Here is a 24,293-nt window from a genome sequence, read left to right on the forward strand (position 1 = left end):
CCCCCGCGAACCCGCAGCGGCCGTGAACAGGACGGACCCCCGCGTGCAGCCACCAGGCACGCGGGGGTCCGTCTGCTCGCCGGGGAGGCCCAATTCCCCGGCATCGGCTGCCGATCAGCCAGTGGCCGTCACACCCCGGCCGGCAGCCCGCCGCGAGAACGCCGTGGGCCAGTGCGCCAGCGCCGCCGTCGCCGCGTACCAGGCGACCGCCCCGGCGGCGACCGCGAACCAGCCGCCCACCTCGGCCGGTCCGCCGCTCTCGGCGAACGCGGAGACCGCGAGCAGCAGCAGGGCCACGAAGAACAGCCCGTAGGACACCTGCCCGAGCTGGTCCCCGCCCGCCAGGGTGAGCGACAGGACCACGAGGGCGAACAGCAGCAGGAACAGCCCCGCCGCGTTGGCGGAGACGTCGCCGGACACGGACCAGGTGAACCACAGCGCCCCGAGTGCGGTGAAGGCGGTGCCGCTCGCCGTGTCGCGGTCGCGGAAGGCCAGCAGGCCGGTGAGGAAGAGGGCGATGCCGCCCACGTACTGGGCCACGGTGGTGGCGTCGGCGGCCGTCACCCCGTCGATCACGCCGGTGTGCCCGATGCCGACGGCGAGGAGGGTGATGCCGAGAGCGAGTCGGCCGACGGTCGTGGTGGTGCTTCCCGCGGAGACGTCGTTGTCCACGGCGGGCTCCCTTCATGCATGTGCAGTTGTGCGGTGACCGGTATATGCCCTTCACAAGAGCACAAACACATCTACGCGTGAGTAGATTCAGCCGACGCACAAGGGAGTTGACCGCCCGCACCGGGCATCTCGCCGAGAAACAGGGCGAGTTAGGGAATCACGATGACCGGACGCCTGGCCCGCTTGGCGAGCCGCCCGGCGACCGAGCCGAAGATCCGGCCCACGAGACCGTGAGTGGAGCCGACGACGATCGCGTCCGCCTCGTACTCCCGCCCGACCTCTTCGAGTTCATGGCAGATGTCGCCGCCGCGCTCGACCAGGATCCACGGCACCTCGGCGAGGTAGTCCGCACAGGCCAGCTCCAGCCCGAGCACCTCGGTGCGGTGGTCCGGCACGTCGACGAAGACCGGCGGTTCACAGCCCGCCCACACCGTGGTCGGCAGCCGGTTGGCCACATGGACGATGATCAGGCCCGCCCGGGAACGCTGGGCCATGCCGATCGCGTAGGCGAGGGCGCGCTCACTGGAGGTGGAGCCGTCGAAGCCGACGACCACCCCGTGCTTGAAAGCGGGGTCGCACGCCTGGCGTGGCTCTTCCGCCGCCAGGGGCTCGGCCGCCGTGGGATCGGCGACGGGCCGCTTGCGGTCCGCGGGTTCGAAGAATTCGTGACCGGCCATGGCTGTCTCGGCGTTGTGATCCTTGTTGGGTGGGACGACAGTGGGCGGGCGGAGCTGTGTCCGGGAATCATCTTCCCAACCCCATACCCCCAAGGGTACGGCGGCACTCCTCCTCGGCCCAGATCCCGCGCACCGTCCGTGGCGGTTCCCCGGAGCATGCACGAGGGTGCGCCCGTAACGCAATGGTTGCTGCCCCGTACAGGCGGTTTGCGCAGGAATCAGGCCACGTCAAGGTGACCGACCGGCCGAACCGCCGTTGATCTCCCTGAACCACCCCCCAGGGAGCGTCACAGGGAGCCCGCCATGTCCTCACCCGCGCCCGACAGCTCGACCGACGTGGTCCGCTGGGCGGCCTTCAGCTGCGTCCTCGTCCCGGTGGTCCTCCTCTGGTACGGCACCTCGCTCGCCGGCGCGGCGGGCACCGCGCTGGGCCTCGCGGCCGTCACCGCCGTCTGCCGGCTGCTGCTGCGCCGGTCCGAGCGCGGCGCGGCCCGGCTGCTCGACGAGGAGCCCGCCCCGCACCGCGGACGGCATCATCGGACGGGCACCGGGACCCCTCGCGGCGGGCGGGGAAATACACCGGTCGGCTGACCGGTTTCCGCGCACGCGCCCGCTTCTTTTCAGCCAACTTCTGGCCCCCGCACACCCCCCGGCCGAAACACCCCTCACGCCCCGTTTGACCTGCGTGGAAAGGGTCTCGGGGGGCTCTCGCACCCTACGTGGATTGGCCACTGCGACGAGGCGCACTTCCCTGCACGGCCCGCGAGTGCAACGCTTCGTGATCGAATGCTTTACGCCAAGTTGCCAAGTCGACAATGTGCCTGGTGCCGAACTGGCCATCCCGGCACGGCGTGACGCAGTAGATTCGATCTTGACTGTCTTTACGGCGGGGGACTCGTGCAGGACCGAGGGGAAACGTGTTGGAGCGACAGACCCGAAAGGTTGAGGGCGCCGCGACCACCGAGGGGGGCTTAGCGGGATGAGCCACGACTCCACTGCCGCGCCGGAAGCCGCGGCCCGGAAGCTCTCCGGGCGACGCCGCAAGGAGATCGTCGCGGTGCTGCTGTTCAGCGGCGGCCCCATCTTCGAGAGTTCCATACCGCTGTCGGTGTTCGGCATCGACCGCCAGGACGCCGGAGTACCGCGCTACCGGCTGCTGGTGTGCGCCGGCGAGGAAGGCCCGCTGCGGACCACAGGGGGCCTGGAACTCACCGCGCCGCATGGCCTGGAGGCGATCTCGCGGGCGGGCACGGTCGTCGTGCCGGCCTGGCGTTCGATCACCTCGCCACCGCCGGAGGAAGCGCTCGACGCACTGCGCCGGGCACACGAGGAGGGCGCCCGCATCGTCGGGCTGTGCACCGGCGCCTTCGTCCTCGCGGCGGCGGGCCTGCTGGACGGCCGGCCCGCGACCACGCACTGGATGTACGCGCCGACGCTGGCCAAGCGCTATCCGTCGGTGCACGTCGATCCCCGCGAGCTGTTCGTCGACGACGGCGATGTGCTGACGTCGGCGGGCACCGCGGCCGGAATCGATCTCTGTCTCCACATCGTGCGGACGGACCACGGCAACGAGGCGGCCGGCGCGCTGGCCCGCCGCCTGGTGGTCCCGCCGCGCCGCAGCGGCGGGCAGGAGCGCTATCTCGATCGGTCTTTACCGGAGGAGATCGGCGCCGACCCGCTCGCCGAGGTCGTCGCCTGGGCGCTGGAGCACCTCCACGAGCAGTTCGACGTGGAGACGCTGGCGGCACGCGCGTACATGAGCCGCCGTACCTTCGACCGCCGGTTCCGCTCCCTCACCGGGAGCGCGCCGCTGCAATGGCTGATCACCCAGCGGGTGCTCCAGGCGCAGCGGCTGCTGGAGACGTCGGACTACTCGGTGGACGAGGTGGCGGGCCGCTGCGGCTTCCGCTCCCCCGTCGCGCTGCGCGGTCACTTCCGCCGTCAGCTGGGCTCGTCCCCGGCGGCGTACCGCGCCGCCTACCGGGCCCGCCGGCCCCAGGGTGAGCGGCAGGTCGAGACCGACAGCGCACCGGTGCCGAGCCCGGCCGCGCTGGGCGCCGGGCAGCCGGGGCCGGGCCAGGCCGGGCATCCGCCGGCCGCGCACCACCAGGACCACCCGGTCCCGCTCCAGGCCCGCCGCACGGCGGCCGCGAGCGCGGTCGGCGCCTCCGGGTCGCTGGACCACCGGGACGCCTACGTGCCGTCGCGCGCCAGTCTGCCCGGGCAGCGCAGCGGCAGCTGACCGGCCGGCCGGTCCGTGGGGCCGCGAGGTTTCTCCTCGCGGCCCCACGGCGTCTCCATCTCCGGCCCGGCTACCGCGCGGGCCTTCCCCGCACACGAGGCCGGACGCGGGGGATCTCCTCGCAGCCGTCGGCCGTAATGTGGACGCATGAACGATCGCATGGTGTGGATCGACTGCGAGATGACCGGCCTCTCGCTGTCCGACGACGCGCTCATCGAGGTGGCCGCCCTCGTCACCGACTCCGAGCTGAACGTGCTCGGCGAGGGTGTGGACATCGTCATCCGTCCGCCGGACCAGGCGCTGGAGACGATGCCGGAGGTGGTGCGCCAGATGCACACCGCGTCCGGACTGCTCGCGGAGCTGGAGAACGGCACGACCCTCGCGGACGCCGAGGAGCAGGTGCTCGCGTATGTGCGCGAGCACGTGAAGGAACCCGGCAAGGCCCCGCTGTGCGGCAACTCCGTCGGCACCGACCGCGGCTTCCTGCTGCGCGACATGCCGACCCTGGAGGACTACCTCCACTACCGCATCGTCGACGTCTCCAGCATCAAGGAGCTGGCCCGCCGCTGGTACCCGCGGGCCTACTTCAACAGCCCGGAGAAGAACGGCAACCACCGGGCCCTGGCCGACATCCGCGAGTCCATCGCCGAACTGCGCTACTACCGCGAGGCCGTCTTCGTGCCGCAGCCCGGCCCGGACTCGGAGACCGCGAAGGCGATCGCCGCCAAGCACGTCCTGCCCGCTCAGCAGGGCTGAGGAAGCCCGTCGGGAGGGGCGCCGCGAAACGTGTGCGCGAGCACCCCTTCGGACCCTGTACACTTTTTCTCGGCCGGTCGGGGAAACGACAAAGTCCACCGCCGGTCATGGTGGGTGTAGCTCAGCTGGTAGAGCACCTGGTTGTGGTCCAGGATGCCGCGGGTTCGAGTCCCGTCACTCACCCTGAGTAATCAGCCGGTGACCTTCGGAAGAGGGTCACCGGCTGATTGCGTTTGTGGCGGCGTTCGGCTCAGGCGCCCAGCGAGTCGATCAGGTGATCGTCGAGATCGGCGAACCAATCCTCGCGCCGCCACGGCCGCAGGTCGGCGCGGGCGCGGCGCAGCCGGATGGAGGCTACACGGCCCCCGGTCTCCGATGCCGCGTCGATGCAGTCGTGCAATAGCTCCGCGGCCGACTCCGGTTCGTCGAGCCGGATCCGGGCGAGCGCCTGATCGATCGAGACGATCACGCGTTGCACGCGCTCGCGCGGCGCCGCCAGTGCCTCGGCCGACCGTGCGAAGTAGTCATGGGCCCGCCCGGCATCACCGACGTACAGCGACGTGATGCCGTCGAACCCTCGCAGATGCCCGGCCGAGAACGATGTCGACGCCGGGTCCCCTTCCCGACTGCCGTCCATGTCGTACCACGCGAGAGCGAGCGCGGACTTCGCTCGCCGCTCGGCACCCGCCCGGGCTGCGATCTCCGCCTGGAGCGCGTGCGCTCGCGCCCGGACCGTCACACTCCCGCCGGCTCGCGCGTCCCGCACCGCGGCTTCGACGAGCTGCTGCGCCGGTTCGATGCCGGGCGTCGAGTAGAGGGTCACCAGGGCGTGGCTCATGTGGACGAGGGCACGGCGCCACGGCTGCCCGGCGTCGCCGGCCACGTCCGTCGCCGCCCTGTACAGCGCCCGCGACGCTTCGTCGTCGCGCGTCTCGAACGCGAAGCGGCCGCCGACCGTGAAGGCCTGCGCGGCGACCGCCCGCAGATCAGGCAGCAGGGCGTCCGGCACCGACCCGTGGAGCAGCCGGCGGCACGACTCGATGAGCGGTGCGAGCAGCAGCTGCAGCCGGACGAACGGCACGGTGCCGACGTGCGCGTTGACGTCGGCGACCGTCGCACGCATCGCGGCGAGCGCCGCTTCGTCGAGTCGCGCCGGGTCGGCGAGCGCCGAGGACAGCACGCGCTCTGTCCGTGGGCCGAGAAGCGCGAGCAGTCCGCCGCCCCCCTCTGTGGCGGTGCGCACGAGCAAGGTCCGCAACTCGGCGAGGTGCCGCTCGCTCTCGCCGAGGTGCGAGAGCGCGTCGAGCAGTTCGCTGAAGTCGGACCCCGCTCCGAGGCTGGTCCGGCCGTCGGCACCGCGGGCGTACAGGTGGGCCAGCAGGAGCTGATAACGCTCGTTGGGCAGGATCGGCGCCTTGCCGGACTCCCAGCGCGCGACGGATCGCTGCACACTCGCGGCGCTCGCGTCGAGCGGCTGCCCGAGGTCGGCCGCTTGGGCGACGACGGCTCGTGCGAGACCGGCGAGGGACCAACCGCGAGCGAGCCGCAGGCGTTTGAGGGTGGCAGCGCCGACGGGCTTGCCATGCGCACTCATGCCCTCATCATGCACGCTCCGTGGCTCAGACGGGCACGATCAGTCGCGGTTTCCCTTCGGAGGCCGCGTAGTCGATCGTCTGCCAGCTGCCTGAGGAACCCGCGGGCCCTTCGAGTGGAAAACCGATCACCATCTGCGCCCGGTCGACCATGTACCGGTTGCGGGCGTGGTACGCGGGCGCACCCAGCTCGACGGCGCCGAGTTCGATGATCTCGGAGATACGGCCGCGGCACCGCTCGATCGCCTGCCGGGCCTCGGCCGGCTGCTGCGCGACCGTGCCCGGGGTGACGATCGTGAGCCTCGATTGCGAGTTCTCGGCGAGCCACAGCAGTGACAGGGTGTCGATGCCGCGCGCACCACCGATGTGGAACTCCGCGCCGGGCGTTGCCCAGGGGCCGAGATACTTTGCGAACAGGTCACTGAACCAGGTGGAGCTTCGGTGATCCGTCCGCCGGGTGCCGGTGATCGCCACAGCTGGGGGCACTGATCAACTCCGTGTCCTAGGTTGTCGTATCCCGCGACTGCCCGCTCTGCGGTGGGATCGAGCCATGGACTCGATGACCGCACCGGCCATTCTGCCGACCATGCGCGCCGCCGTGCGCCGCCTGCTCACGGAGAACACCGAGCCGCCCTCCGACGAGGAACTGGAGACACTGACACTCAGGCTGCGCGAACACCTGGGGCTGGCCATCCCGGTCGTCGAGGCGCTGGCTTCCGGTCTGCCCGAGGACGACATCCCCCGCGCCTGCGCCCACGCCGCGGTCATGGAAGCCCGCGCCCGCCTGGGCGCAGAGCCCCGTCCGACCCCGGCCGCCCGGATCGCGCACGCCCAGCGCCTCGCCCGGTCCGTCAACGCCCTGTGCGACCACTACGAGAACCTGAGCGGCGGGCAACCCGTCGTTCTCGATCCGGAGCGGGCCGCGTTCCTCCGGCTGTCGGACCACTGTGTCGACTGCTCGACCTGCTCGGCCCGCGACGAGACGAGCGGTGCGAACCGCAACCTGGCGTGCGCGACCGCCGAACGCCTCTTGTCGGACTACCTTCGAGGAGCCACCCATGGATCCCATGACCGTCCACGTCGGCCTGCCGCTGGAGGAGCCGAAGCCCTCACCGGGCTGCGGAGTCTGCCAGGCCCTCGCCCGGCAGCGCGGCGAGGCGGCACGGAACGGGAACCACTCGCGGGTCACCGACCTGAACGTCGAGATGCGTGACCACCACACGGCCCACGGCGCCTGATACGGGCGGAACATGCCGCCACCAAGGCCGTGCGGCCCCGCGGGCTCAGGACGACGCCCGCGCCACCAGTTCCGTCGCCAGCACCATCTGGCGGCGTTCCAGGCCCCGCGACACCGCCGGCCGGCGGTCCGCTATCTCGGTCAGCAGCAGGTCGATCATCCGGCGGCCCATCTCCTGGATCGGCTGGCGCACGCTCGTCAGCGGCGGGTCCAGGTGGCGGGCGATGGCGGAGTCGTCGTAGCCGACGAGCGCCACGTCGTCCGGGATCCGGCGGCCCGCCTCGCGCAGCGCGTGCCGCGCTCCCGCCGCCGTCACGTCGGAGGCGGCGAAGACGGCGTCCAGGTCGGGGCGGCGGGCCAGCAGTTCGGCCATCGCCCGCCGGCCGCCCTCCTCGCTGAAGTCGCCCGCCTCGATCAGCCCCGGGTCCGCCGCGTGGCCGGCGTCGGCGAGCGCGTCGCGGTAGCCGTCGATACGGCGCTGGGCACCGTAGACGTCGAGGCGGCCGGTGATGTGCGCGATCCGGCCGCGGCCCCGCGACAGCAGGTGCTCGACCGCGGAACGCGCTCCTCCGTAGTTGTCGGAGTCGACGGACGGGAGGGTCTCCGCGGCGGACCGCGGGCCGCTGATCACCGCGGGGATCTCCAGCTGGGCCAGCAGATCCGGCAGTGGGTCGTCCGCGTGGACGGAGACCAGCAGCACGCCGTCGACCCGGTGCGCGGCGAGGTACTGGGCGAGCCGCTGCCGCTCCCGGTCGCTGCCCGCGAAGATCAGCAGCAACTGCATCTCGGTGTCGGCCAGTTCGGCGCCGACGCCGCGCAGCATGTCCGAGAAGTACGGCTCGGCGAAGAACCGGGTCTCCGGCTCCGGGACGACCAGCGCGATCGCGTCCGTGCGGTTGGCGGCGAGGGCGCGGGCGGCCGTGTTCGGGACGTAACCGAGCTCCGCGACCGCCGCCTCGACGGCCGCGCGGGTCGCGTCGCTGACCCGCGGAGAGCCGTTGATCACCCGGGAGACCGTGCCGCGGCCGACTCCGGCGCGTGCGGCGACCTCCTCCAAGGTCGGCCGGCCGCCGCTGCGACCCCGCGCTCCGTGGCTTGCCATGGGCTCCGCCCTCCCGTCGTACACCCGTTGGCCTGGAATGTAACAGTGCCTCGACCCCCCGGTGTCGACGGACCGGAGAGATCCCGAGGCGAGGATTCCAGTTAACAGGCCGATAACTGAACGCATCTCTCCGCGTCCGCTCCCTTGACACCCCCGCCCGGAGCCACGAATCTTCAACACATCACCGATGGGAGCGCTCCCACACTACCTGGCACATACACAACCCGCACGTTCCCCGCCCGAGCCGCAGCGTCACACAGCACCACGGAAACACCCGCGCAGTATCACGCACAACGGGACAACGAAGTATTTCTGGCCGGGGGGTCGGCACGTCAGGGCAACTGGAGGACCCAATGCGAGCATCAACCCGTACCCGCCGCAAGGCGGTCGTCCTCGCGGCCATAGCGTCGCTGGGAGCCGGGCTGCTGGCCGGCTGTGCCGACGACGGCGACAACGAGTCGGGCTCGTCGAACGGCGGCGACGGCAGCGGCAAGACCACCATCACGCTCGGACTCTTCGGGACCATGGGCTTCAAGGAAGCCGGTCTCTACGACGAGTACATGAAGCTCAACCCCGACGTCACGATCAAAGAGAACGTCGTCGAGCGCAACGAGAACTACTACCCGGCGCTCGTCAACCACCTCACCACCAACAGCGGTCTGATGGACATCCAGGCCGTCGAGGTCGGCAACATCGCCGAGGTCGTCGCGACCCAGTCCACGAAGCTGCTCGACCTGTCGAAGTACGGCAAGAAGGCCGACTACCTGGAGTGGAAGTGGCAGCAGGCCACCACCAAGGACGGTCAGACGGTCGGCCTCGGCACGGACGTCGGCCCGATGGCCATCTGCTACCGCACCGACCTCTTCGAGGAGGCCGGACTGCCCACCGACCGCGAGGAGGTCGGCAAGCTCTGGGCGGGCGACTGGAAGAAGTTCGTCGAGGTCGGCCGCGACTACCAGAAGAAGGCGCCCAAGGGCACCACCTTCATGGACTCCCCCGGCGGCCTGATCAACGCCATCCTCAGCAGTGAGACCGAGCGGTTCTACGACTCCTCCGGCAAGGTCATCTACAAGACCAACCCGGCCGTCAAGGACGCCTTCGACCTCACCGCGGCGGCCGCCGAGGACGGGCTGGTCGGCAACCAGACCCAGTTCCAGCCCGCCTGGGACACCACGATCGCCAACAGCAAGTTCGCCGCGATCTCCTGCCCGCCGTGGATGCTCGGCACCATCAAGGGCAAGTCGAAGCCGGAGTCCAAGGGCAAGTGGGACGTGGCCCAGGCGCCGAAGTCCGGCAACTGGGGCGGCTCCTTCCTCGCCGTCCCGAAGTCCGGCAAGAACACCGAGGAGGCCGCGAAGCTCGCCGCCTGGCTGACCGCTCCCGAGCAGCAGGCCAAGCTCTTCAAGGTGCAGGGCAGCTTCCCGAGCACCCCGGCCGCGTACACCATGCCCGAGGTCACCGGCGCCAAGAACGAGATGACCGGTGACTCCCCGATCGGCGAGATCTTCGCCGAGGCCGCCAAGAACGCCCCGGTCCAGGTGATCGGCCCGAAGGACCAGATCGTCCAGCAGGGTCTCACCGACAACGGCGTCATCCTGGTCGCCCAGGGCAAGTCGCCCCAGGAGGCCTGGGAGAACGCCGTGAAGACCATCGACAACAACCTGGACCAGTGACCCGTATGACCACTGGGCACGACACCGCCGCCGCGGCCCCCTCCAAGGAGGGGGGCGCGGCCCCGGGCCGCCCGGCCGGCGATCCCGCCCTCGGCGAGCAGGAGCAGCGCCGGCGGGCCCGGCTGTCCCGCCGCTGGCAGCGGGACGTGCGCTGGAGCCCGTACGCCTTCGTCTCGCCGTTCTTCCTGCTCTTCGTCGCCTTCGGCCTGTTCCCGCTGATCTACACGGGCTGGGCCTCGCTGCATCAGGTGGAGCTGACCGCGCCCACCGACATGAACTGGGTGGGGCTGCGCAACTACACGCGGATCTTCGACGACGACTTCTTCTGGAACGCGGCGCGCAACACCCTCACCATCGGGATCATCTCCACCGTCCCTCAGCTGCTGATGGCGATGGGCCTCGCCCACATCCTCAACTACAAGCTGCGGGCCTCGACCTTCTACCGGGTCGTGATGCTCGCCCCGTACGCGACCTCGGTCGCCGCGGCCTCCCTGGTCTTCGTGCTGCTGTTCGGGCGCGACTACGGGATGATCAACTGGGCGCTCGGTGCCGTCGGGATCGACAACATCGACTGGCAGAACGAGAAGTGGTACTCGCAGATCGCGGTGTCCACGATCGTCATCTTCCGCTGGACCGGCTACAACGCGCTGATCTACCTGGCCGCGATGCAGGCGATCCCGCAGGACCTCTACGAGTCGGCGGCCCTGGACGGCGCCAACCGCTGGCAGCAGTTCCTCCATGTGACGCTGCCGTCGCTGCGCCCGACGATCCTGTTCACCGTCGTGGTGTCGACGATCGGCGCCTCCCAGCTCTTCGCCGAACCGCTGCTCTTCGACGCCAACAAGGGCGCCTCCGGCGGATCCCAGCACCAGTTCCAGACGCTCGGCCTGTACCTGTACGAGCAGGGCTGGGTGAACCAGCACCTCGGCCGGGCCTCCGCCATCGCCTGGACGATGTTCCTGATCCTCATCGTGATCGGGATCGTCAACTACGTCATCTCGCGCCGGCTGCGCGCCAGTAGTTAGGAGAACCGGCCGTGACGACGACACTGACTCCCCCGGATCCGAAAGTGAAGGAGCCGAAGCGCGTACGGCGTCCGCGCTCCGCGCGCGCGGGCGGGCAGTTGCACGCCGGGCCGGTCGCGTACGTGATCCTCGCCCTGTTCACCATCGGCTCGCTGTTCCCGCTGGTGTGGACGGCGATCGCCGCGTCCCGCGACAACAACCGGCTGGCGCAGAGCCCGCCGCCGTTCTGGTTCGGCGCCAACCTCTTCGACAACCTCGAGATCGCCTGGACCGACGCCAACCTGGGTGAGGCGTTCCTCAACACCACCATCGTGGCGGGGATCTCGGCGGCCACCATCGTCTTCCTGTCGACGATCGCCGGGTTCGCCTTCGCCAAGCTGCGCTTCAAGGGCCGCAACGCCCTGATGCTGATCGTCGTCGGGACCATGATGGTGCCGCCGCAGCTCAGCATCATCCCGCTGTACATGATGGTCGCGAAGCTGGACTGGACCGACCAGCTCCAGGCGGTGATCCTGCCGTCGCTCGTCAGCGCGTTCGGCGTGTTCTTCATGCGCCAGTACCTGCTGCAGGCACTGCCCGACGAGATCATCGAGGCCGCCCGCATGGACGGCGCGAGCAGTTGGCGCGTGGTGTGGCACGTGGTGTTCCCGACCGCGCGGCCCGCGATGGCCGTGCTGGGCATGCTGATGTTCGTGCAGACCTGGAACGACTTCCTGTGGCCGTTCCTGGTGCTGACGCAGACCGGCAATCCCACGGTGCAGGTCGCAGTGGCGGGCCTGGGTCGCGGCTACACCCCCGACCAGTCCCTGATCATGGCGGGTGCCCTGCTGGGCACGCTGCCCCTGCTGCTGGTCTTCGCGATCTTCGGCAAGCAGATCGTGGGCGGCATCATGCAGGGCGCGGTCAAGGGCTGACGTCCGCATTCTCCGGGGGCCGGGTCACCGCAGCCTCGGCCCCTGTCTCTCTTCTCTCCACCCCTCCCCCACTCTTTTCCGAACGTCGGTCTCCACGACCCCTATGGGAGCGCTTCCATGTCTGAGCCCGTGAATCCGGTGATCCCGGCTGACTCCGTGTCCTTCCCCCCTTCGTTCCTGTGGGGCGCGGCGACCTCCGCGTACCAGATCGAGGGTGCGGTGCGGGAGGGCGGCCGGACCCCGTCGATCTGGGACACCTTCAGCCATACGCCGGGCAAGACGGCCGGCGGCGACACCGGTGACATCGCTGTCGACCACTACCACCGCTTCCGCGACGACGTGGCGATGATGGCGGACCTGGGCCTGAGCGCCTACCGGTTCTCCATCTCCTGGTCCCGGGTGCAGCCCACCGGCCGCGGCCCCGCCGTCCAGGTCGGCCTGGACTTCTACCGCCGTCTGGTCGACGAGCTGCTCGCGCACGGCATCAAGCCGGCCGTCACGCTCTACCACTGGGACCTCCCGCAGGAGCTGGAGGACGCGGGCGGCTGGCCGGAGCGCGACACCGCGTACCGCTTCGCCGAGTACGCGCAGATCGTCGGCGAGGCGCTGGGCGACCGGGTGGAGCAGTGGATCACCCTCAACGAGCCGTGGTGCAGCGCCTTCCTCGGCTACGGCTCCGGGGTGCACGCGCCGGGCCGCACCGAGCCGGCGGCGTCCCTGCGCGCCGCGCACCACCTGAACCTGGCGCACGGCCTCGGTACGACGGCGCTGCGCTCGGTGATGCCGGCCCGCAACTCGGTCGCGCTCTCCCTCAACTCCTCGGTGGTGCGCGCGGTCTCGCAGAACCCGGCGGACCTGGCGGCGCGGCAGAAGATCGACGACCTGGCCAACGGCGTCTTCCACGGCCCGATCCTGCACGGCGCCTACCCGCAGACGCTGATCGCGGCGACCTCGTCGCTGACCGACTGGTCCCACGTCCAGGACGGCGACCTGGCGATCATCAAGCAGCCGCTGGACGCGCTCGGGCTCAACTACTACACGCCGACCCTGGTGTCGGCGGCGGACCCGGCGGACGGCGGGCCGCGGGCCGACGGGCACGGCACGAGCGAGCACTCGCCGTGGCCGGCCGCGGACGACGTGGCGTTCCACCAGACGCCGGGCGACCGCACCGAGATGGGCTGGACCATCGACCCGACCGGCCTGCACGAGCTGATCATGCGCTACACGCGCGAGGCCCCGGGGCTGCCGCTGTACATCACCGAGAACGGCGCGGCCTACGACGACAAGCCCGACGCCGACGGCCGGGTCAACGACCCGGAGCGGATCTCCTACCTGCACGGCCACCTCTCGGCCGTGCGCCGGGCGATCGCCGACGGCGCGGATGTCCGCGGCTACTACCTGTGGTCCCTGATGGACAACTTCGAGTGGGCGTACGGCTACGAGAAGCGCTTCGGCGCCGTGTACGTCGACTACGCCACGCTGGAGCGGACGCCGAAGTCGAGCGCCCTGTGGTACGGGCAGGCGGCGCGTTCCGGTGTGCTGCCGCCGGTGGTGGAGATCACCGCCTGACCCCGGGAAAGGGGGCGGGGCGCGACACCGTGGGGGGTGTCGCGCCCCGCGTTTCTCGGGGAGGGAGCTTCCCCGGGGAGGGGTCTTCCTCGGGAGGGGTCTTCCTCGGGTGGGATGGGGAGGACGGGCCTACTTGTAGGCGGCGAAGGCCTTGGTGAAGGCGTGCTTGTCCTGGACGATCGAGCTGCAGGTGGCGTCCGCGTAGTTCTTCGCGCCGCCGTCGCACTGCTTGTCACGGGTGCCGGACCACATGGACAGCCAGCCGAGGCCCTTGGCCTTGGCGAAGTTCACCAGCTGGGTGGCGTCGTCGACCTTGAAGATCTCGGTGGTCACGTCGTTGACGCCGATCATGGGCGTGACCGCGACCGTCTTCCAGGCCGCGCTGTCGGACAGGCCGAGGACGCCGCGGATCTGGGCCTGGGTGGCGGTGGCGGCCTGCTCGGCGTAGGTGCCCATGTCGCCGCTGTACGCCGGGCCGTAGTCCATCGCCATGATGTTGACGGTGTCGATCTCGACGCCGTTCTTCCTGGCGTCGGCCAGCAGGTTCACACCGTCCTGGGTCAGGCCCTCGGGCATGACCGGCAGGGTGAAGGAGACGTCCAGGCCGGGGTGTTGCCGCTGGAGCTCGGCGATGGCCTGCGCGCGGCGGGTGTTGGCGGCGGTGTTCGGCAGCGCCCCGCCCTCGACGTCGAAGTCGACCTTGGTCAGCTGGTAGGCGTCGACGACCTTCTCGTACGCCGCCGCGAGCGCGTCCGCCGAGGAGCAGGCCGTGGCCAGCTCGGTGCCGGCGGCGCCACCGAAGGAGACCCGGACGTCGCCGCCCTTGGCGCGCAGCGCGCCGATCTGCCCGGCCACCGCGTCGTTCGCGAGGTCGGTGACGCCGCCCCACTTCGGGATGCAGCCGCCGCCGTCGGTGACGAACGCGAGGTTGTAGTCCTTCACGCCGGTGGCCTCGGCGGTGCCGATCAGGTCGAAGGCCGGATAGAGCGAGGTGTCGACGTACGGGGCGAAGCCGGCGGTGGCGGGGGTGCCGCTGCCGGTGCTCTCCGAGGGCTTCGGCGTGGCGGTGGCCGTGGGGGTGGCCGTCTGGGAGGGGGCGGGGGTCGTGGCGGTCGGGGTCGGCGTCGGGGCGGTCGTGGGGCGGCCGGTCGGCTCGGGGGTCGCGGCCTCGTCGGTGGAGCACTTGGTGTCGTCGATGAGACAGCCGGCCGGGTCGCCGGTGCCGTTGACGACGAAGCCGACGGTGACGGACTCGTCGGCGGCCAGGCCGTCCTTGTCCCAGGCGGGCGGCCGCACGGTGACGTGCTGTCCGCTCACGCTCGACTCGCCGTTCCACAGCGAGCTGAGCTCGGCCCCGGCGGGCAGGTCGAACTCCAGCGTCCAGTCGGCCTTCACCTGACCGGTGTCGTTGGTGACGACGTACTGCCCGGTGTACCCGGTGGACCAGTCGCTGGTCCTCGTGTAGGCGGCACCGACGCCGGCGGCCTGCGCGGTGCCGGTGAACAGGAAGGCCCCGCCGCCCACCACGGCCGCGGCGACCACACCACCGATCGCCTTGTTCCTGCCACTGATCCTGCGCCGGTGCGTGCTCATCGCGTGCCTGCCTTCACTGTTCACGGGGGGTGTGGTGCGGCAGCACGCTAGCGATCCGGAATCGGACAAAGTTCCTGATCCGGGCCGGGGTCGAGGATCTTAGGGTGCGCTTAAGGAAGGGATCGGGAGCGGTTAAAGGTGGCGGCCGCTCTGCGCGGGCGGCGTCTGCGCATCGCGCCGCGATGGCCGCCGCGCACCGGTTCCCGGCCGTCCAGCTGGATCCAGATCCGCACCTCCGTGCCGCCGAGCACCGAGGCGCCGATCCGCACGTCCCCGCCGGTCGACTCCGCGAGCCGGCGCACGATGTCCAGGCCCAGGCCGGTCGAACCGTCGCTGCCGGAGCCCCGGCCGCGCGCCATCGCCGCCTCGGGGTCGGGTATGCCGGGGCCGGCGTCGGAGACCAGCACGATCACCGCGTCCTCGCCGTTGTGCACGTCGACCGCGAAGGCGGTGCCCTCCGGGGTGTGCCGGAAGACGTTGCCGAGCAGGGCGTCCAGCGCGGCGGCCAGGTCGGCGCGGGCCACGGGGATGCGCACCGGCCGGTCGACCCCGGCCAGCCGCACCTTGCGGCCCTCGTCCTCGGCGAGCGCCGACCAGAACGCCATCCGCTCGCGCACCACCTCGGCCGCGTCGCATCCGGCGCCCGGACCGGCCGCCGCGGTCTGCGGCTTGGCCTCCCGGGCGGTCCTGATGATGGTGTCGACCTCGCGCTCCAGCTGGGCCACGGCGGCCCGGGTCTGCTCGGCGGCCGGGCCGTCGCCGAGCGAGGCGGCGTTCAGCCGCAGCACGGTCAGCGGGGTGCGCAGCCGGTGCGAGAGGTCGGCGGCCAGCTCCCGCTCGTTGGCGAGGAGCTGGACGACCTGGTCGGCCATGGAGTTGAACGCGACCGCGGCGAGCCGCAGTTCGGTCGGCCCCTCCTCGGGCACCCGGGCGCCCAGCTTGCCCTCGCCCAGCTCGCGCGCCCCGTTCACCAGCCGCTGGGCGGGCTGCACCATCCGTACGCCCAGCCGGTCGGCGACGGCGACCGAGCCGACGATCAGCGCGAGGCCGACGCCGGCGAGGACCGCCCAGGCCGTGCCGACGCCCTTGGTGACCGCGGTGTCGGGGATGAACACCTCGACGACGGCGAACTTGCCCGAGCTGAGCGCGACCGGCTGGAGCAGCGCCGATCCGCCTGGCACCTCGGCGGTGGAGGCGCGGCCCAGCTTGCGGGTGGCGGCGATGTCCGCGTCGGCGGCCCGCTGCCGCCCGATCTCGACCGGGGTGCCGCCGTCGGGGGCCGGTATGTGGACGGCCATCCCGGCGTGGGAGCCGGCGGAGGCGACGGCCCGTTCGAGCTGGGTGCTGTCGGTGGTGATGGAGAGCGCGGGGGCGATCTCGGCGGCGTCGCGCTCGGCGTCGGAGAAGGCGCGGTCGCGGGCCATCTCCTTGATGACCAGCCCGAGCGGCAGCGCGAAGGCCACCACGACCATCGCCGTCACCGCGAGCGAGACCTTGACCAGGGCCCACCTCATCGCGGGGGCTCCATGACCGGGGGCCACAGGGCCGGGGGCTGTGCGGCCGGGGGCTGCATTGCCGGGGGCTGCGGGGCCAAGGGCTGTGTTGCCAGGGGATGTGTTCCCAAGGGCTGCGTGGCCGAGGGCTCGGCGGCGGCGGGGGGTTCCGCGGCCGGGGGTTCCAGCTTCACGCCGACGCCGCGCAGGGTGTGCAGATAGCGGGGCCGCGCCGCCGTCTCGCCCAGCTTGCGGCGCAGCCAGGAGAGATGGACGTCGATGGTCTGGTCGTCGCCGTAGGACTGCTGCCACACCTCGGCGAGCAGTTCCCTGCGGGGCACGACGACGCCGGGGCGGCCCGCCAGGAAGGCGAGCAGGTCGAACTCGCGGCGGGTCAGGTCGAGCCGGACGCCGTCCAGTTCGGCCTGGCGGCGCAACGGGTCGACGGTCAGGCCGCCCACCCGGAGCACCGGGGACGGCGGTGCCTCGCCCGCGCTCGCGCGAGAGCGGCGCAGCACGGCGGCCATCCGCGCGGACAGGTGCTCGACGGAGAACGGCTTGGTCAGATAGTCGTCCGCGCCGGCGTTCAACAGCCGCACCACCTCCGCCTCGTCGTCCCGGGCGGTGGCGATGATCACAGGGACGTCGGTGATACCGCGCAGCATCTTCAGGGCCTCGGACCCGTCCAGATCGGGCAGTCCGAGGTCCAGGACGACCACGTCGAAACGGTGATGGGCGACCTCGCGCAGCGCCTCCAGCGCCGTACCGACACTGCGCACCGTGTGTGCGGCGTCGGTCAGATGCCGGATGAGCGCCGAGCGTACGAACTGGTCGTCCTCGACCACGAGCACACTTGCCATGCGCCGCACCGTACGCCATGCGGGCGGCACCGGTCCGAGCCCTGTGGACAACTCGTGCGCTGGGGAAAACCCGTCGGCCGCCCGGGCGGTGGCCGTGACCGGTGGGACAGAGGTGGCGGTGGTGGGGCAGTATGGCCCGCGATGCTCAGAGGAGTCGTACACGTACTGGCCTGGTCGCTCGCCACCGGCGCGGCGACCACGCTGTCATGGTGGGGTGTCCACTCGGTGATGGCGGGTACCGCCTACGACCCGCCGCGCGCCGTGCCGGTGCTGTCGGCCGGGACGACCGCGCCGGAGCGGTCTCCGGCGACCTCGGCGAGCACCCGGCGGCCGCAGCCCTCGCAGAGCGCCCGCCCGTCCGCGAGCACCGTCCCGTCGCCCGCCCGCACCCCGGACCCGACCCCGACCCGGACCCCCGCGGCGAGCCCCAGCGCGACCCCCGCGGCCTCCACCGCCGCCGGCTCCGGCCGGGTCAGGAGTTACACCACCGACGGCGGCCGGGCCGTCTTCGACCTGGGCGAGAGCTCCGCCACGCTGGTGTCGGCGACGCCGGACGCGGGCTGGTCGATGCAGGTGTGGAAGACGGAGACGTGGATCCGGGTGGAGTTCACCTCCGGTGCCGAGCGGGTGTCGGCCTTCTGCACCTGGCACGACGGCCCGCCGCGGGTGGAGATCGGCACCTACTGAGCCGGCCGGCTCAGCGGAACACCGATTCCGGCGGCGCGGGCGAGGCGACCGCCGCCGCGTCCGTGACCGGGACGGCACCGCCGGTGAAGTCGGTGAGCGCCCTGCCGTGCTCGACCCGGGCGGTCTGCGCGTCGGAGGCGGCGCGGCGGGTGAGTTCGGCGACCGGCAGGGGCAGGTCGGAGGCGACGAGGACCGCGTTGCCGAACCTTTTGCCGCGCAGCACGGCCGGGTCGGCGACCAGCGCGAGTTCCGCGAACCGGGCGGCGGCGGTGGCGATCTGGCCGCGCAGATGGGCGAGGGGCGGACCGTCGGCGAGGTTGGCGGCGTACAGGCCGCCCGGCTTCAGAGCCCGGCGGACGTCGTCCAGGAACTCCGTCGAGGTGAGGTGGGCCGGGGTGCGGGCGCCGCTGAACACATCGGCGATGACCAGGTCGGCCCAGCCGTCCGGCACCTTGGCGAGCCCCTCGCGGGCGTCCGTCGAACGCACCCTGATCCGGGCGTTCTGCGCCAGGGGCAGCTCCCGGCGGACCAGTTGGACGAGGGCCGCGTCCCGCTCGACGACCTGCTGGGTGGAGCGGGGGCGGGTGGCGGCGGTGTAGCGGGCGAGGGTGAACGCGCCGCCGCCGAGGTGGACGGCGGTCAGCGGCTTGCCGGGCGGGGCGGCGAGGTCGATCACGTGGCCGAGCCGCCGCTGGTACTCGAAGGACAGATACGTCGGATCGTCCAGGTCGACGTGCGACTGCGGGGCGCCGTCGATCAGCAGCGTCCAGGCCCGGTCGCGGTCGGGTATCAGCTGCGCGAGCCCGCCGTCGACGGTCTCGACGACGGCATCGGCGGCGGCCGACGCCCGCCGGGAGTTCCTGGACTTGCCCATACGGCCATTATCGGGGGCGACGGCGGTGGCGCGGTCGGCCACCCGGTCGCCGCCGGCCGCCCGCCGCTCAGCGGCAGCTGTCCGCCGCCTCGATCATCCGGGCCGCCTCACCCAGGGCCCGGCGCAGCACGGCGGGGTCGGTCGCGAGGTCCGCCTCACCGGGCGGGAGGAGCCAGCAGGTGCACTCGGTGCGCCGCGGGGCTTCTGGCGCCTCGGAGGCCTCGGGGGCGGCGGGGTGGGTGGCGGTGCTGCCGGTGCTTCGGGTGTTCTGGGGGCTGCTGATGCCACCGGGGCTGCCGGGGCTGTTGCTACCGACGGGACTGTCGGCGCAGTCGGGTCGTCCGGTGCTGTCGGGTCTGCCGTCGCCGGTGGCCGGGAGTTCGAGGAGGGAGCCGAGGTTCAGGCCCCGGCCGTCGGTCTCCGTGCAGGTGCTGCCGGGTACGTCCCAGCCGGCCGCGGTGCCCGGCGGCACCAGGAAGCCGAGGGTGTCGCCGTGGTCGTCGTGCAGGACCGGACCGACCCGGTCGCCGGGCCCGCGTCGCAGGATGTCGACCGCTTCCAGCCCTTGCCGGGCCGGCACCGTCACGAGGTCCCACGCGGCCTGCGGCGTGGGCAGCGGTACGGAAGAAGCGATGCTCTGGCTGGTCGCCATCCCGGCCTTCACCACGGAACCCTCCTTGGGCGTGTGGGTCGGGAGTCGGGCGGCTCCCGGTCCGACGGGTCCAACGCGGGCGGCCGTCAACGGCTACGGCGGAAGTGCGCCGCAAAGGATGGCAGTTCATGGCAGATCGTGGAGGAGATATCCGGTTTGTAGCTAAACACTGCGTGGCGAACCCGCGACAGCAGGTACGTTCTTGCCCGCCGGAAACAGGGCCTGACGCCGATAAAGCCAGCAACAGGGCGCATCGGTCAACTCGCCAGGATTCCGGCATGGTTCGACGGTTCGCACGAGAGGACCCGGCCATGGCGTCGTCAACGGTGACCTCGTCCCAGCCCAGTCGGCCCCCGCGGCCGAACCTCGCCTTCCGGCAGCTGCGCGGCCTGCGGTCACCCGCCGAGTTCGCGGCGGCGGTCCGGCGGGCCGCCCGTGAGATCGGTGAGCGGGTCAGCTGTGACGCGCGCTACATCGGCCGGGTGGAGGCGGGCGAGATCCGCTGCCCCAACTACGCCTATGAGCGGGTGTTCCTGCACATGTTCCCCGGACGCACGCTCACCGACCTGGGGTTCGCTCCCCGCTCGTCCGTGCGCGGACGCGGGGCGCGCACCGCCGCGGACCCGCCCCCCGCGCACGACCCGAGCCCGGCGCGCACCACCGGTGAGACCCGCCGGGCGGTTCGGCCGTATGACCCGCAGGACCCGTACGACACGCACATCAACTACGAGGAGAGCGACGTGCTGCGTCGCGCATTCATGACCGGCGGAGGCGCCACGGTGGCCGCCGCCTCGCTGGGCCCCTTCGGGCTCGCCCACGACGCGGCGGCCGCGCAGCGCCCCGTCCACCGCGTCGGCGCGAGCGAGGCGAGCGCCCTGGAAGACGCCGTGCGCCGGATCCGGCTGCTCGACGACCGGCACGGCGCCGACGGCCTCTACCGGCGCGCGGCGGCCCCGCTGCGCGCCGCCTACGCGCTGCTGGACGCCGGCACGACCCGGCAGACGACCGCCGACCGGCTGCATTCGGGCGCCGGTGAACTGGCCATCTCCGTCGGCTGGCTGGCGCACGACTCCGGGCGGTACGACGACGCGCGCTCGCACTACGCGGAGGCGCTGGCGACCGCCCGGATGACCGGCGACGACGCGCTGGAGGCGCACGCCTTCTGCAACACGGCGTTCCTCGCCCGGGACGCCGGACGGCCGCGGGAGGCGGTGCGCGCCGCGCAGGCCGCGCAGCGCATCGCACGCCCCCTCGGCTCGCCCCGGCTGATGTCGCTGCTGGCGCTGCGCGAGGCGGGTGGCTGGGCCGGGCTCGCGGACCGCGCGGGCTGCGAACAGGCCCTCACGCGCGCGCAGGTCCTCTTCGAGCGCGGCCCCTCGGACGCCGACCCCGAGTGGATGAGCTTCTACGGAGAGGCCGAACTGGAGGGTCTGGAGGCGCAGTGCTGGTCGACGCTGGGCGACTGGCGGCGGGCGGCGCGACACGCGGGGCGGGCGGCCCGGCTCCAGGACCCGCACTTCACGCGGAACACCGCGCTGTACACGGCGGAGCTGGCCGACGACCTCGCGCGCGGAGGGCGGCCGGACGAGGCGGCGGAGGCGGGGATGCGGGTGCTGGACCTCCTGGACCAGGTCCAGTCGTCCCGGGTCCAGACGATGCTGGCGGGCACCGCGCGGGTGCTGCTGCCGCACCGGCGGGCGTCGGGGGTGTCCGCGTTCCTGGACCGCCACGCGGGGCTGCCGCGGACGGCCTGACCGGCACGACACCCCCGGGGGCCTCAGCCCGCGAGGTGCCCCACGTCGTTCCAGCTCTCCAGGGCCGGCTCGCCGTAGGCCCAGCCCAGGACGGACAGGGAGGTCGGGTTGAGGCGGATGCGGGCGGCGAAGTCGATGGGCAGGCCGAGCCAGCGGGCGCCGATGGAACGCAGGATGTGGCCGTGCGCGAAGACCAGGACGTCCCGGTCGGCCTCCCTGGCCCAGGCGACGACCTCGTCCGCGCGGGCGGTCACCTCGGCCAGCGTCTCGCCGTCGGGCACACCGTCGCGCCAGATCAGCCAGCCGGGCCGGATCGCCTGTATCTGCGCCGGGGTCATGCCCTCGTAGGCGCCGTAGTGGAACTCCATCAGCGCGTCCCAGCTCCGCGCCCGGTCGCCGAAGCCGGCGAGTTCGCAGGTCTCGCGCGCGCGGGAGAGCGGGCTGGTGCGGACCTCGACGCCGGGCAGGCCGTCGAGAGGCGCCCGGTGGAGCCGCTCGCCGAGCAGCTTGGCGCCGCGCCGGCCCTCCTCCAGCAGCGGCACGTCGGTCCTGCCGGTGTGCTTGCCGGACAGCGACCACTGGGTCTGTCCGTGCCGGGCCAGCAGGATGCGCGGTGCCATGGAAGACCTTTCCGGAAGAAACCAGAGGCGGGACCCCACCATCATCGCGCACGCTGTGCGGGGGCAACCCGGGGGGCGATCTTTGCGTCTTTGAGGGCCGGGGACGCCTCCGAGGGGCGCGAAACGTACATCGTAGAGTGGTGCGACCGGTCAATCGGGTGCCGCGCGAGGAGAAGGGGGAGGGCGATCGGATGCCGCAGACCGAGTCACCAGGCATCGAGGTGGTCCCGCCGACCCGGCTGCGCTGGTGGACCGAGCTGCCGCTGATCCTCCTGGTGTACGCCTGCTACTCGGCGGGCCGGCTCCTCGTGCGGGGCGACGTCTCGACCGCCGTCGACCACGGCCTGGGCATCCTGCGCATCGAGAAGGCCCTGTATCTCAACGCCGAGCACCCGCTGAACCGGCTGTTCACGAGCGAGGCGTGGATCGGCGTCCCGGCCGACTTCTGGTACGCGTCGCTGCACTACCTGGTCACCCCGGCGATCCTGATATGGATCTTCAGGTCCCGCGCGGTGCACTACCGCGCCGCCCGCACCTGGCTGATGACCTCGACGTTCATCGGCCTGATCGGCTTCACCCTGCTGCCCACCTGCCCGCCCCGTCTGCTGTCGGCCGGGCACGGCTTCGTCGACACCATGGCCCAGTACAGCTCCTACGGCTGGTGGGGCGGCGAGGCGAGCGCCCCGCGCGGCCTGGGCGGCATGACGAACCAGTACGCGGCGATGCCCAGCCTGCACGTCGGCTGGTCGCTGTGGTGCGGTGTGATGCTGTGGCGGTACGGCGGGACGCGCCTGGCGAAGACGGCCGCCGTGGTCTACCCGCTGGTGACCACGATCGTGGTGATGGGCACCGCGAACCACTACTTCCTGGACGCGGTCGCGGGCGCGGCGGTGATGGTCGCCGGTCTGCTGCTGGCGCCGCTCGTGATGCGCGCCGCGGACCGGGTCAGGTCCCGTCTGCGGGCCCGTACCGCACCCGCCGCGGCGGACGCGGTGAGCGCACAGGCCTCGATTGTCAGTGGCGGATGCCAGACTTCGGCGGGTGAACGAATTCCACGGCAGCGCGAGTCCCGGTTCGGACCGGGACCCGAGCCGAGTGCCGCACCCTCGGAACCGGGGGGCGGCGCTCCGGCACCGGCTCGCTGAGCTGCGCGGGCCCGACACACCGGCCAAGGCGCTCGACGCGCGGGCCCTCGCGGCGCTCGCCGCGAACCCGGGCTGTGAGCGCCGCGCGATCCTCGACGGCGCCGGGGTGGACAAGACCCGGCTGGCCGACGCGCTCGGCTCGCCGTCCGCGTTCGGGCAGTCGCAGTTCGCCCTGACCCGCGGCAACGCGTTCGAGGCGCGGGTGAAGGCGGACGGCGGGGCGGAGCTGCTGCGGCTGGCGCACCGGAAGCTGGACCCGGAGGCCGAGCCGCCCGCGGCGGCGCGGGTGCCGGAGCTGACCGCGAGCGGCCCGGAGGGCCGGGCGGCGCGCACCGCGCTGGCGCTGCGGGAGGCCGTCGAGGCGGGCGGCTGGACGCTCCTGGACCATCCGATGCTGGCGCTGGACGTGGCCGGGTCGCCGGCGTTCCTGGAACCGGACGCGGTGATCGTGCACCCGGACGGCGCCTGGACGGTCGTGGAGATCAAGTCCTTCCCGATGCTGGACGGCTCCGCGGACCCGGCGAAGGTGGGCGCGGCGGCCCGCCAGGCGGCGGTGTACGTGCTGGCGCTGGAGGAGGTCGCGGCCCGGCTGACCCCGCCCCCGCGGGTGCGCCACCGGATTCTGCTGGTGTGCCCGAAGGACTTCTCGAACCTGGCCGCCGCGTCCGCGGTGGACGTGCGCAAGCAGCGCGCGGTGACCCGCCGCCAGCTGGCCCGCCTGACCCGGATCGAGGACATCGTCGACGCCCTTCCCGAGGGCACCTGCTTCTCCCCCGAGCTGCCGGCCGCCGATCTGACCGCCGCCGTCGAGGCGGTCCCTGCGGCGTACGCGCCCGAGTGCCTGTCCGCCTGCGAGCTGGCCTTCCACTGCCGTGACCGCTCCCGCGCGGCCGGCGCGGTGACCTCCCTGGGCCGCGCGGTCCGCGCCGAGCTGGGCGGGCTGACCACGGTCGGCGCGGTCCTGTCGGCGGCGCGCGGCGAGAGCGGCGATCCGGACGACCCGGCGGTGGCGGCCCTGCGACGGGCGGCCCGCCTGCGCGCGGAGGCCCTGGCCACGGCGTCCCCGGCGCACCCCACCGCCGGCCAGGAGGCCGCGACGTGCCGCTGACCACCACCGCGAGCCGGCCCCCGGCGTCCGCGCGCCCCGCCGTGCCCG

23 protein-coding genes and 1 tRNA gene are annotated in these 24,293 nt (G+C 72.3%); 13 read left to right on the forward strand and 11 right to left on the reverse strand.

Translation table 11 applies throughout. The annotated features are described in order from the left end of the window. Positions 1 to 114 precede the first annotated feature (114 nt). Positions 115 to 672 (reverse strand): GPR1/FUN34/YaaH family transporter, encoded by a 558-nt coding sequence (locus ABT232_RS01765; protein ID WP_351834359.1) that lies wholly within the window; start codon positions 670 to 672, stop codon positions 115 to 117. Between the two features lie 149 nt (positions 673 to 821). Then, positions 822 to 1,349: a universal stress protein gene (locus tag ABT232_RS01770; RefSeq protein WP_351834360.1), complete on the reverse strand. Its 528-nt coding sequence runs from the start codon at positions 1,347 to 1,349 to the stop codon at positions 822 to 824. Between the two features lie 303 nt (positions 1,350 to 1,652). Here ABT232_RS01770 and ABT232_RS01775 point away from each other — a divergent pair, with 303 nt between their 5' ends. The 4 genes from ABT232_RS01775 (at position 1,653) to ABT232_RS01790 (ending at position 4,530) form a co-directional block, all read left to right on the forward strand. After that, positions 1,653 to 1,940, forward strand: a complete 288-nt coding sequence (locus ABT232_RS01775) for a hypothetical protein (RefSeq protein ID WP_351834363.1) — start codon at positions 1,653 to 1,655, stop codon at positions 1,938 to 1,940. A gap of 388 nt (positions 1,941 to 2,328) precedes the next feature. Next, positions 2,329 to 3,591, forward strand: a complete 1,263-nt coding sequence (locus ABT232_RS01780; protein ID WP_351834364.1) for a helix-turn-helix domain-containing protein — start codon at positions 2,329 to 2,331, stop codon at positions 3,589 to 3,591. Between the two features lie 147 nt (positions 3,592 to 3,738). Next, entirely contained in the window at positions 3,739 to 4,347 is a 609-nt protein-coding gene (gene orn, locus ABT232_RS01785; RefSeq protein ID WP_351834366.1) for an oligoribonuclease, read from the forward strand. A 110-nt stretch (positions 4,348 to 4,457) separates the two neighbouring features. Beyond that, positions 4,458 to 4,530 (forward strand) — tRNA-His (locus ABT232_RS01790). A gap of 67 nt (positions 4,531 to 4,597) precedes the next feature. Here ABT232_RS01790 and ABT232_RS01795 read toward each other — a convergent pair. Then, positions 4,598 to 5,941 carry an NsdA family TPR-like regulatory protein gene (locus ABT232_RS01795; RefSeq protein ID WP_351834369.1) on the reverse strand — a complete coding sequence of 448 codons (1,344 nt, stop codon included), beginning with the start codon at positions 5,939 to 5,941 and terminating at the stop codon, positions 4,598 to 4,600. Between the two features lie 25 nt (positions 5,942 to 5,966). Continuing rightward, positions 5,967 to 6,413: a hypothetical protein gene (locus ABT232_RS01800; protein WP_351834371.1), complete on the reverse strand. Its 447-nt coding sequence runs from the start codon at positions 6,411 to 6,413 to the stop codon at positions 5,967 to 5,969. A 76-nt stretch (positions 6,414 to 6,489) separates the two neighbouring features. On the opposite strand from ABT232_RS01800, the gene ABT232_RS01805 reads away from it, so the two are divergent. Beyond that, entirely contained in the window at positions 6,490 to 7,152 is a 663-nt protein-coding gene (locus ABT232_RS01805; RefSeq protein ID WP_351834374.1) for a DUF6415 family natural product biosynthesis protein, read from the forward strand. 70 nt (positions 7,153 to 7,222) lie between these two features. On the opposite strand, the gene ABT232_RS01810 is transcribed toward ABT232_RS01805, so the two are convergent. Continuing rightward, on the reverse strand, positions 7,223 to 8,278 hold the full coding sequence (locus tag ABT232_RS01810) for a LacI family DNA-binding transcriptional regulator (protein WP_351834376.1): 1,056 nt from the start codon (positions 8,276 to 8,278) through the stop codon (positions 7,223 to 7,225). A gap of 353 nt (positions 8,279 to 8,631) precedes the next feature. On the opposite strand from ABT232_RS01810, the gene ABT232_RS01815 reads away from it, so the two are divergent. The 4 genes from ABT232_RS01815 to ABT232_RS01830 all read left to right on the forward strand — a co-directional run bounded on the left by ABT232_RS01815 (position 8,632) and on the right by ABT232_RS01830 (position 13,459). Further along, on the forward strand, positions 8,632 to 9,951 hold the full coding sequence (locus ABT232_RS01815) for an ABC transporter substrate-binding protein (RefSeq protein WP_351834377.1): 1,320 nt from the start codon (positions 8,632 to 8,634) through the stop codon (positions 9,949 to 9,951). A 5-nt stretch (positions 9,952 to 9,956) separates the two neighbouring features. Then, positions 9,957 to 10,976, forward strand: coding sequence for a carbohydrate ABC transporter permease (locus tag ABT232_RS01820; RefSeq protein WP_351834380.1), 1,020 nt, complete (start codon positions 9,957 to 9,959; stop codon positions 10,974 to 10,976). 11 nt (positions 10,977 to 10,987) lie between these two features. After that, the gene (locus ABT232_RS01825) at positions 10,988 to 11,890 is read left to right on the forward strand and encodes a carbohydrate ABC transporter permease (RefSeq protein ID WP_351834382.1); all 903 of its coding nucleotides are present in this window, start codon (positions 10,988 to 10,990) and stop codon (positions 11,888 to 11,890) included. A 117-nt stretch (positions 11,891 to 12,007) separates the two neighbouring features. Continuing rightward, positions 12,008 to 13,459 carry a GH1 family beta-glucosidase gene (locus ABT232_RS01830; protein WP_351834384.1) on the forward strand — a complete coding sequence of 484 codons (1,452 nt, stop codon included), beginning with the start codon at positions 12,008 to 12,010 and terminating at the stop codon, positions 13,457 to 13,459. Between the two features lie 129 nt (positions 13,460 to 13,588). On the opposite strand, the gene ABT232_RS01835 is transcribed toward ABT232_RS01830, so the two are convergent. From ABT232_RS01835 to ABT232_RS01845, 3 genes are all read right to left on the reverse strand, one after another. Further along, positions 13,589 to 15,052, reverse strand: coding sequence for a glycoside hydrolase family 18 protein (locus tag ABT232_RS01835; RefSeq protein ID WP_351834387.1), 1,464 nt, complete (start codon positions 15,050 to 15,052; stop codon positions 13,589 to 13,591). A 110-nt stretch (positions 15,053 to 15,162) separates the two neighbouring features. Next, positions 15,163 to 16,566 carry a HAMP domain-containing sensor histidine kinase gene (locus tag ABT232_RS01840; RefSeq protein ID WP_351834390.1) on the reverse strand — a complete coding sequence of 468 codons (1,404 nt, stop codon included), beginning with the start codon at positions 16,564 to 16,566 and terminating at the stop codon, positions 15,163 to 15,165. Continuing rightward, positions 16,563 to 17,405, reverse strand: a complete 843-nt coding sequence (locus tag ABT232_RS01845) for a response regulator transcription factor (RefSeq protein ID WP_450871652.1) — start codon at positions 17,403 to 17,405, stop codon at positions 16,563 to 16,565. Before ABT232_RS01845 ends, ABT232_RS01840 begins: the two co-directional genes overlap by 4 nt. A gap of 141 nt (positions 17,406 to 17,546) precedes the next feature. On the opposite strand from ABT232_RS01845, the gene ABT232_RS01850 reads away from it, so the two are divergent. Continuing rightward, on the forward strand, positions 17,547 to 18,092 hold the full coding sequence (locus ABT232_RS01850) for a hypothetical protein (RefSeq protein ID WP_351834393.1): 546 nt from the start codon (positions 17,547 to 17,549) through the stop codon (positions 18,090 to 18,092). 10 nt (positions 18,093 to 18,102) lie between these two features. On the opposite strand, the gene ABT232_RS01855 is transcribed toward ABT232_RS01850, so the two are convergent. Both ABT232_RS01855 and ABT232_RS38410 read right to left on the reverse strand, forming a co-directional pair. Then, positions 18,103 to 18,966: a spermidine synthase gene (locus ABT232_RS01855; RefSeq protein ID WP_351834395.1), complete on the reverse strand. Its 864-nt coding sequence runs from the start codon at positions 18,964 to 18,966 to the stop codon at positions 18,103 to 18,105. A gap of 67 nt (positions 18,967 to 19,033) precedes the next feature. After that, positions 19,034 to 19,633, reverse strand: a complete 600-nt coding sequence (locus ABT232_RS38410) for a hypothetical protein (RefSeq protein ID WP_450871651.1) — start codon at positions 19,631 to 19,633, stop codon at positions 19,034 to 19,036. Positions 19,634 to 19,929: 296 nt separating this feature from the next. On the opposite strand from ABT232_RS38410, the gene ABT232_RS01865 reads away from it, so the two are divergent. Next, positions 19,930 to 21,372 carry an NsdA family TPR-like regulatory protein gene (locus ABT232_RS01865; protein ID WP_351834398.1) on the forward strand — a complete coding sequence of 481 codons (1,443 nt, stop codon included), beginning with the start codon at positions 19,930 to 19,932 and terminating at the stop codon, positions 21,370 to 21,372. Positions 21,373 to 21,395: 23 nt separating this feature from the next. Here the strand turns inward: ABT232_RS01865 and ABT232_RS01870 are convergent, their stop codons facing one another. Next, on the reverse strand, positions 21,396 to 21,992 hold the full coding sequence (locus ABT232_RS01870) for a histidine phosphatase family protein (RefSeq protein WP_351834401.1): 597 nt from the start codon (positions 21,990 to 21,992) through the stop codon (positions 21,396 to 21,398). Positions 21,993 to 22,183: 191 nt separating this feature from the next. On the opposite strand from ABT232_RS01870, the gene ABT232_RS01875 reads away from it, so the two are divergent. Then, positions 22,184 to 23,137 carry a phosphatase PAP2 family protein gene (locus ABT232_RS01875; protein ID WP_351834792.1) on the forward strand — a complete coding sequence of 318 codons (954 nt, stop codon included), beginning with the start codon at positions 22,184 to 22,186 and terminating at the stop codon, positions 23,135 to 23,137. Then, positions 23,088 to 24,245 carry a hypothetical protein gene (locus tag ABT232_RS01880; RefSeq protein ID WP_351834403.1) on the forward strand — a complete coding sequence of 386 codons (1,158 nt, stop codon included), beginning with the start codon at positions 23,088 to 23,090 and terminating at the stop codon, positions 24,243 to 24,245. Before ABT232_RS01875 ends, ABT232_RS01880 begins: the two co-directional genes overlap by 50 nt. Positions 24,246 to 24,293: the final 48 nt, after the last annotated feature.

Origin of the sequence: Streptomyces sp. NPDC001532 (assembly GCF_040298625.1) — a bacterium.
GTDB lineage: Bacteria > Actinomycetota > Actinomycetes > Streptomycetales > Streptomycetaceae > Streptomyces.

Bases quoted from the DNA above. Each gene is read 5' to 3' on its own strand.
- ABT232_RS01835 (WP_351834387.1), bottom strand. From the start codon at position 15,052: ATGAGCACGCACCGGCGCAGGATCAGTGGCAGGAACAAGGCGATCGGT.
- ABT232_RS01775 (WP_351834363.1), top strand. From the start codon at position 1,653: ATGTCCTCACCCGCGCCCGACAGCTCGACCGACGTGGTCCGCTGGGCG.
- ABT232_RS01805 (WP_351834374.1), top strand. From the start codon at position 6,490: ATGGACTCGATGACCGCACCGGCCATTCTGCCGACCATGCGCGCCGCC.
- orn (WP_351834366.1), top strand. From the start codon at position 3,739: ATGAACGATCGCATGGTGTGGATCGACTGCGAGATGACCGGCCTCTCG.
- ABT232_RS01870 (WP_351834401.1), bottom strand. From the start codon at position 21,992: ATGGCACCGCGCATCCTGCTGGCCCGGCACGGACAGACCCAGTGGTCG.
- ABT232_RS01795 (WP_351834369.1), bottom strand. From the start codon at position 5,941: ATGAGTGCGCATGGCAAGCCCGTCGGCGCTGCCACCCTCAAACGCCTG.
- ABT232_RS01770 (WP_351834360.1), bottom strand. From the start codon at position 1,349: ATGGCCGGTCACGAATTCTTCGAACCCGCGGACCGCAAGCGGCCCGTC.
- ABT232_RS01865 (WP_351834398.1), top strand. From the start codon at position 19,930: ATGGCGTCGTCAACGGTGACCTCGTCCCAGCCCAGTCGGCCCCCGCGG.
- ABT232_RS01845 (WP_450871652.1), bottom strand. From the start codon at position 17,405: ATGGCAAGTGTGCTCGTGGTCGAGGACGACCAGTTCGTACGCTCGGCG.
- ABT232_RS01850 (WP_351834393.1), top strand. From the start codon at position 17,547: ATGCTCAGAGGAGTCGTACACGTACTGGCCTGGTCGCTCGCCACCGGC.
- ABT232_RS01780 (WP_351834364.1), top strand. From the start codon at position 2,329: ATGAGCCACGACTCCACTGCCGCGCCGGAAGCCGCGGCCCGGAAGCTC.
- ABT232_RS01840 (WP_351834390.1), bottom strand. From the start codon at position 16,566: ATGAGGTGGGCCCTGGTCAAGGTCTCGCTCGCGGTGACGGCGATGGTC.
- ABT232_RS01820 (WP_351834380.1), top strand. From the start codon at position 9,957: ATGACCACTGGGCACGACACCGCCGCCGCGGCCCCCTCCAAGGAGGGG.
- ABT232_RS01855 (WP_351834395.1), bottom strand. From the start codon at position 18,966: ATGGGCAAGTCCAGGAACTCCCGGCGGGCGTCGGCCGCCGCCGATGCC.
- ABT232_RS01810 (WP_351834376.1), bottom strand. From the start codon at position 8,278: ATGGCAAGCCACGGAGCGCGGGGTCGCAGCGGCGGCCGGCCGACCTTG.
- ABT232_RS01830 (WP_351834384.1), top strand. From the start codon at position 12,008: ATGTCTGAGCCCGTGAATCCGGTGATCCCGGCTGACTCCGTGTCCTTC.
- ABT232_RS01875 (WP_351834792.1), top strand. From the start codon at position 22,184: ATGCCGCAGACCGAGTCACCAGGCATCGAGGTGGTCCCGCCGACCCGG.
- ABT232_RS01815 (WP_351834377.1), top strand. From the start codon at position 8,632: ATGCGAGCATCAACCCGTACCCGCCGCAAGGCGGTCGTCCTCGCGGCC.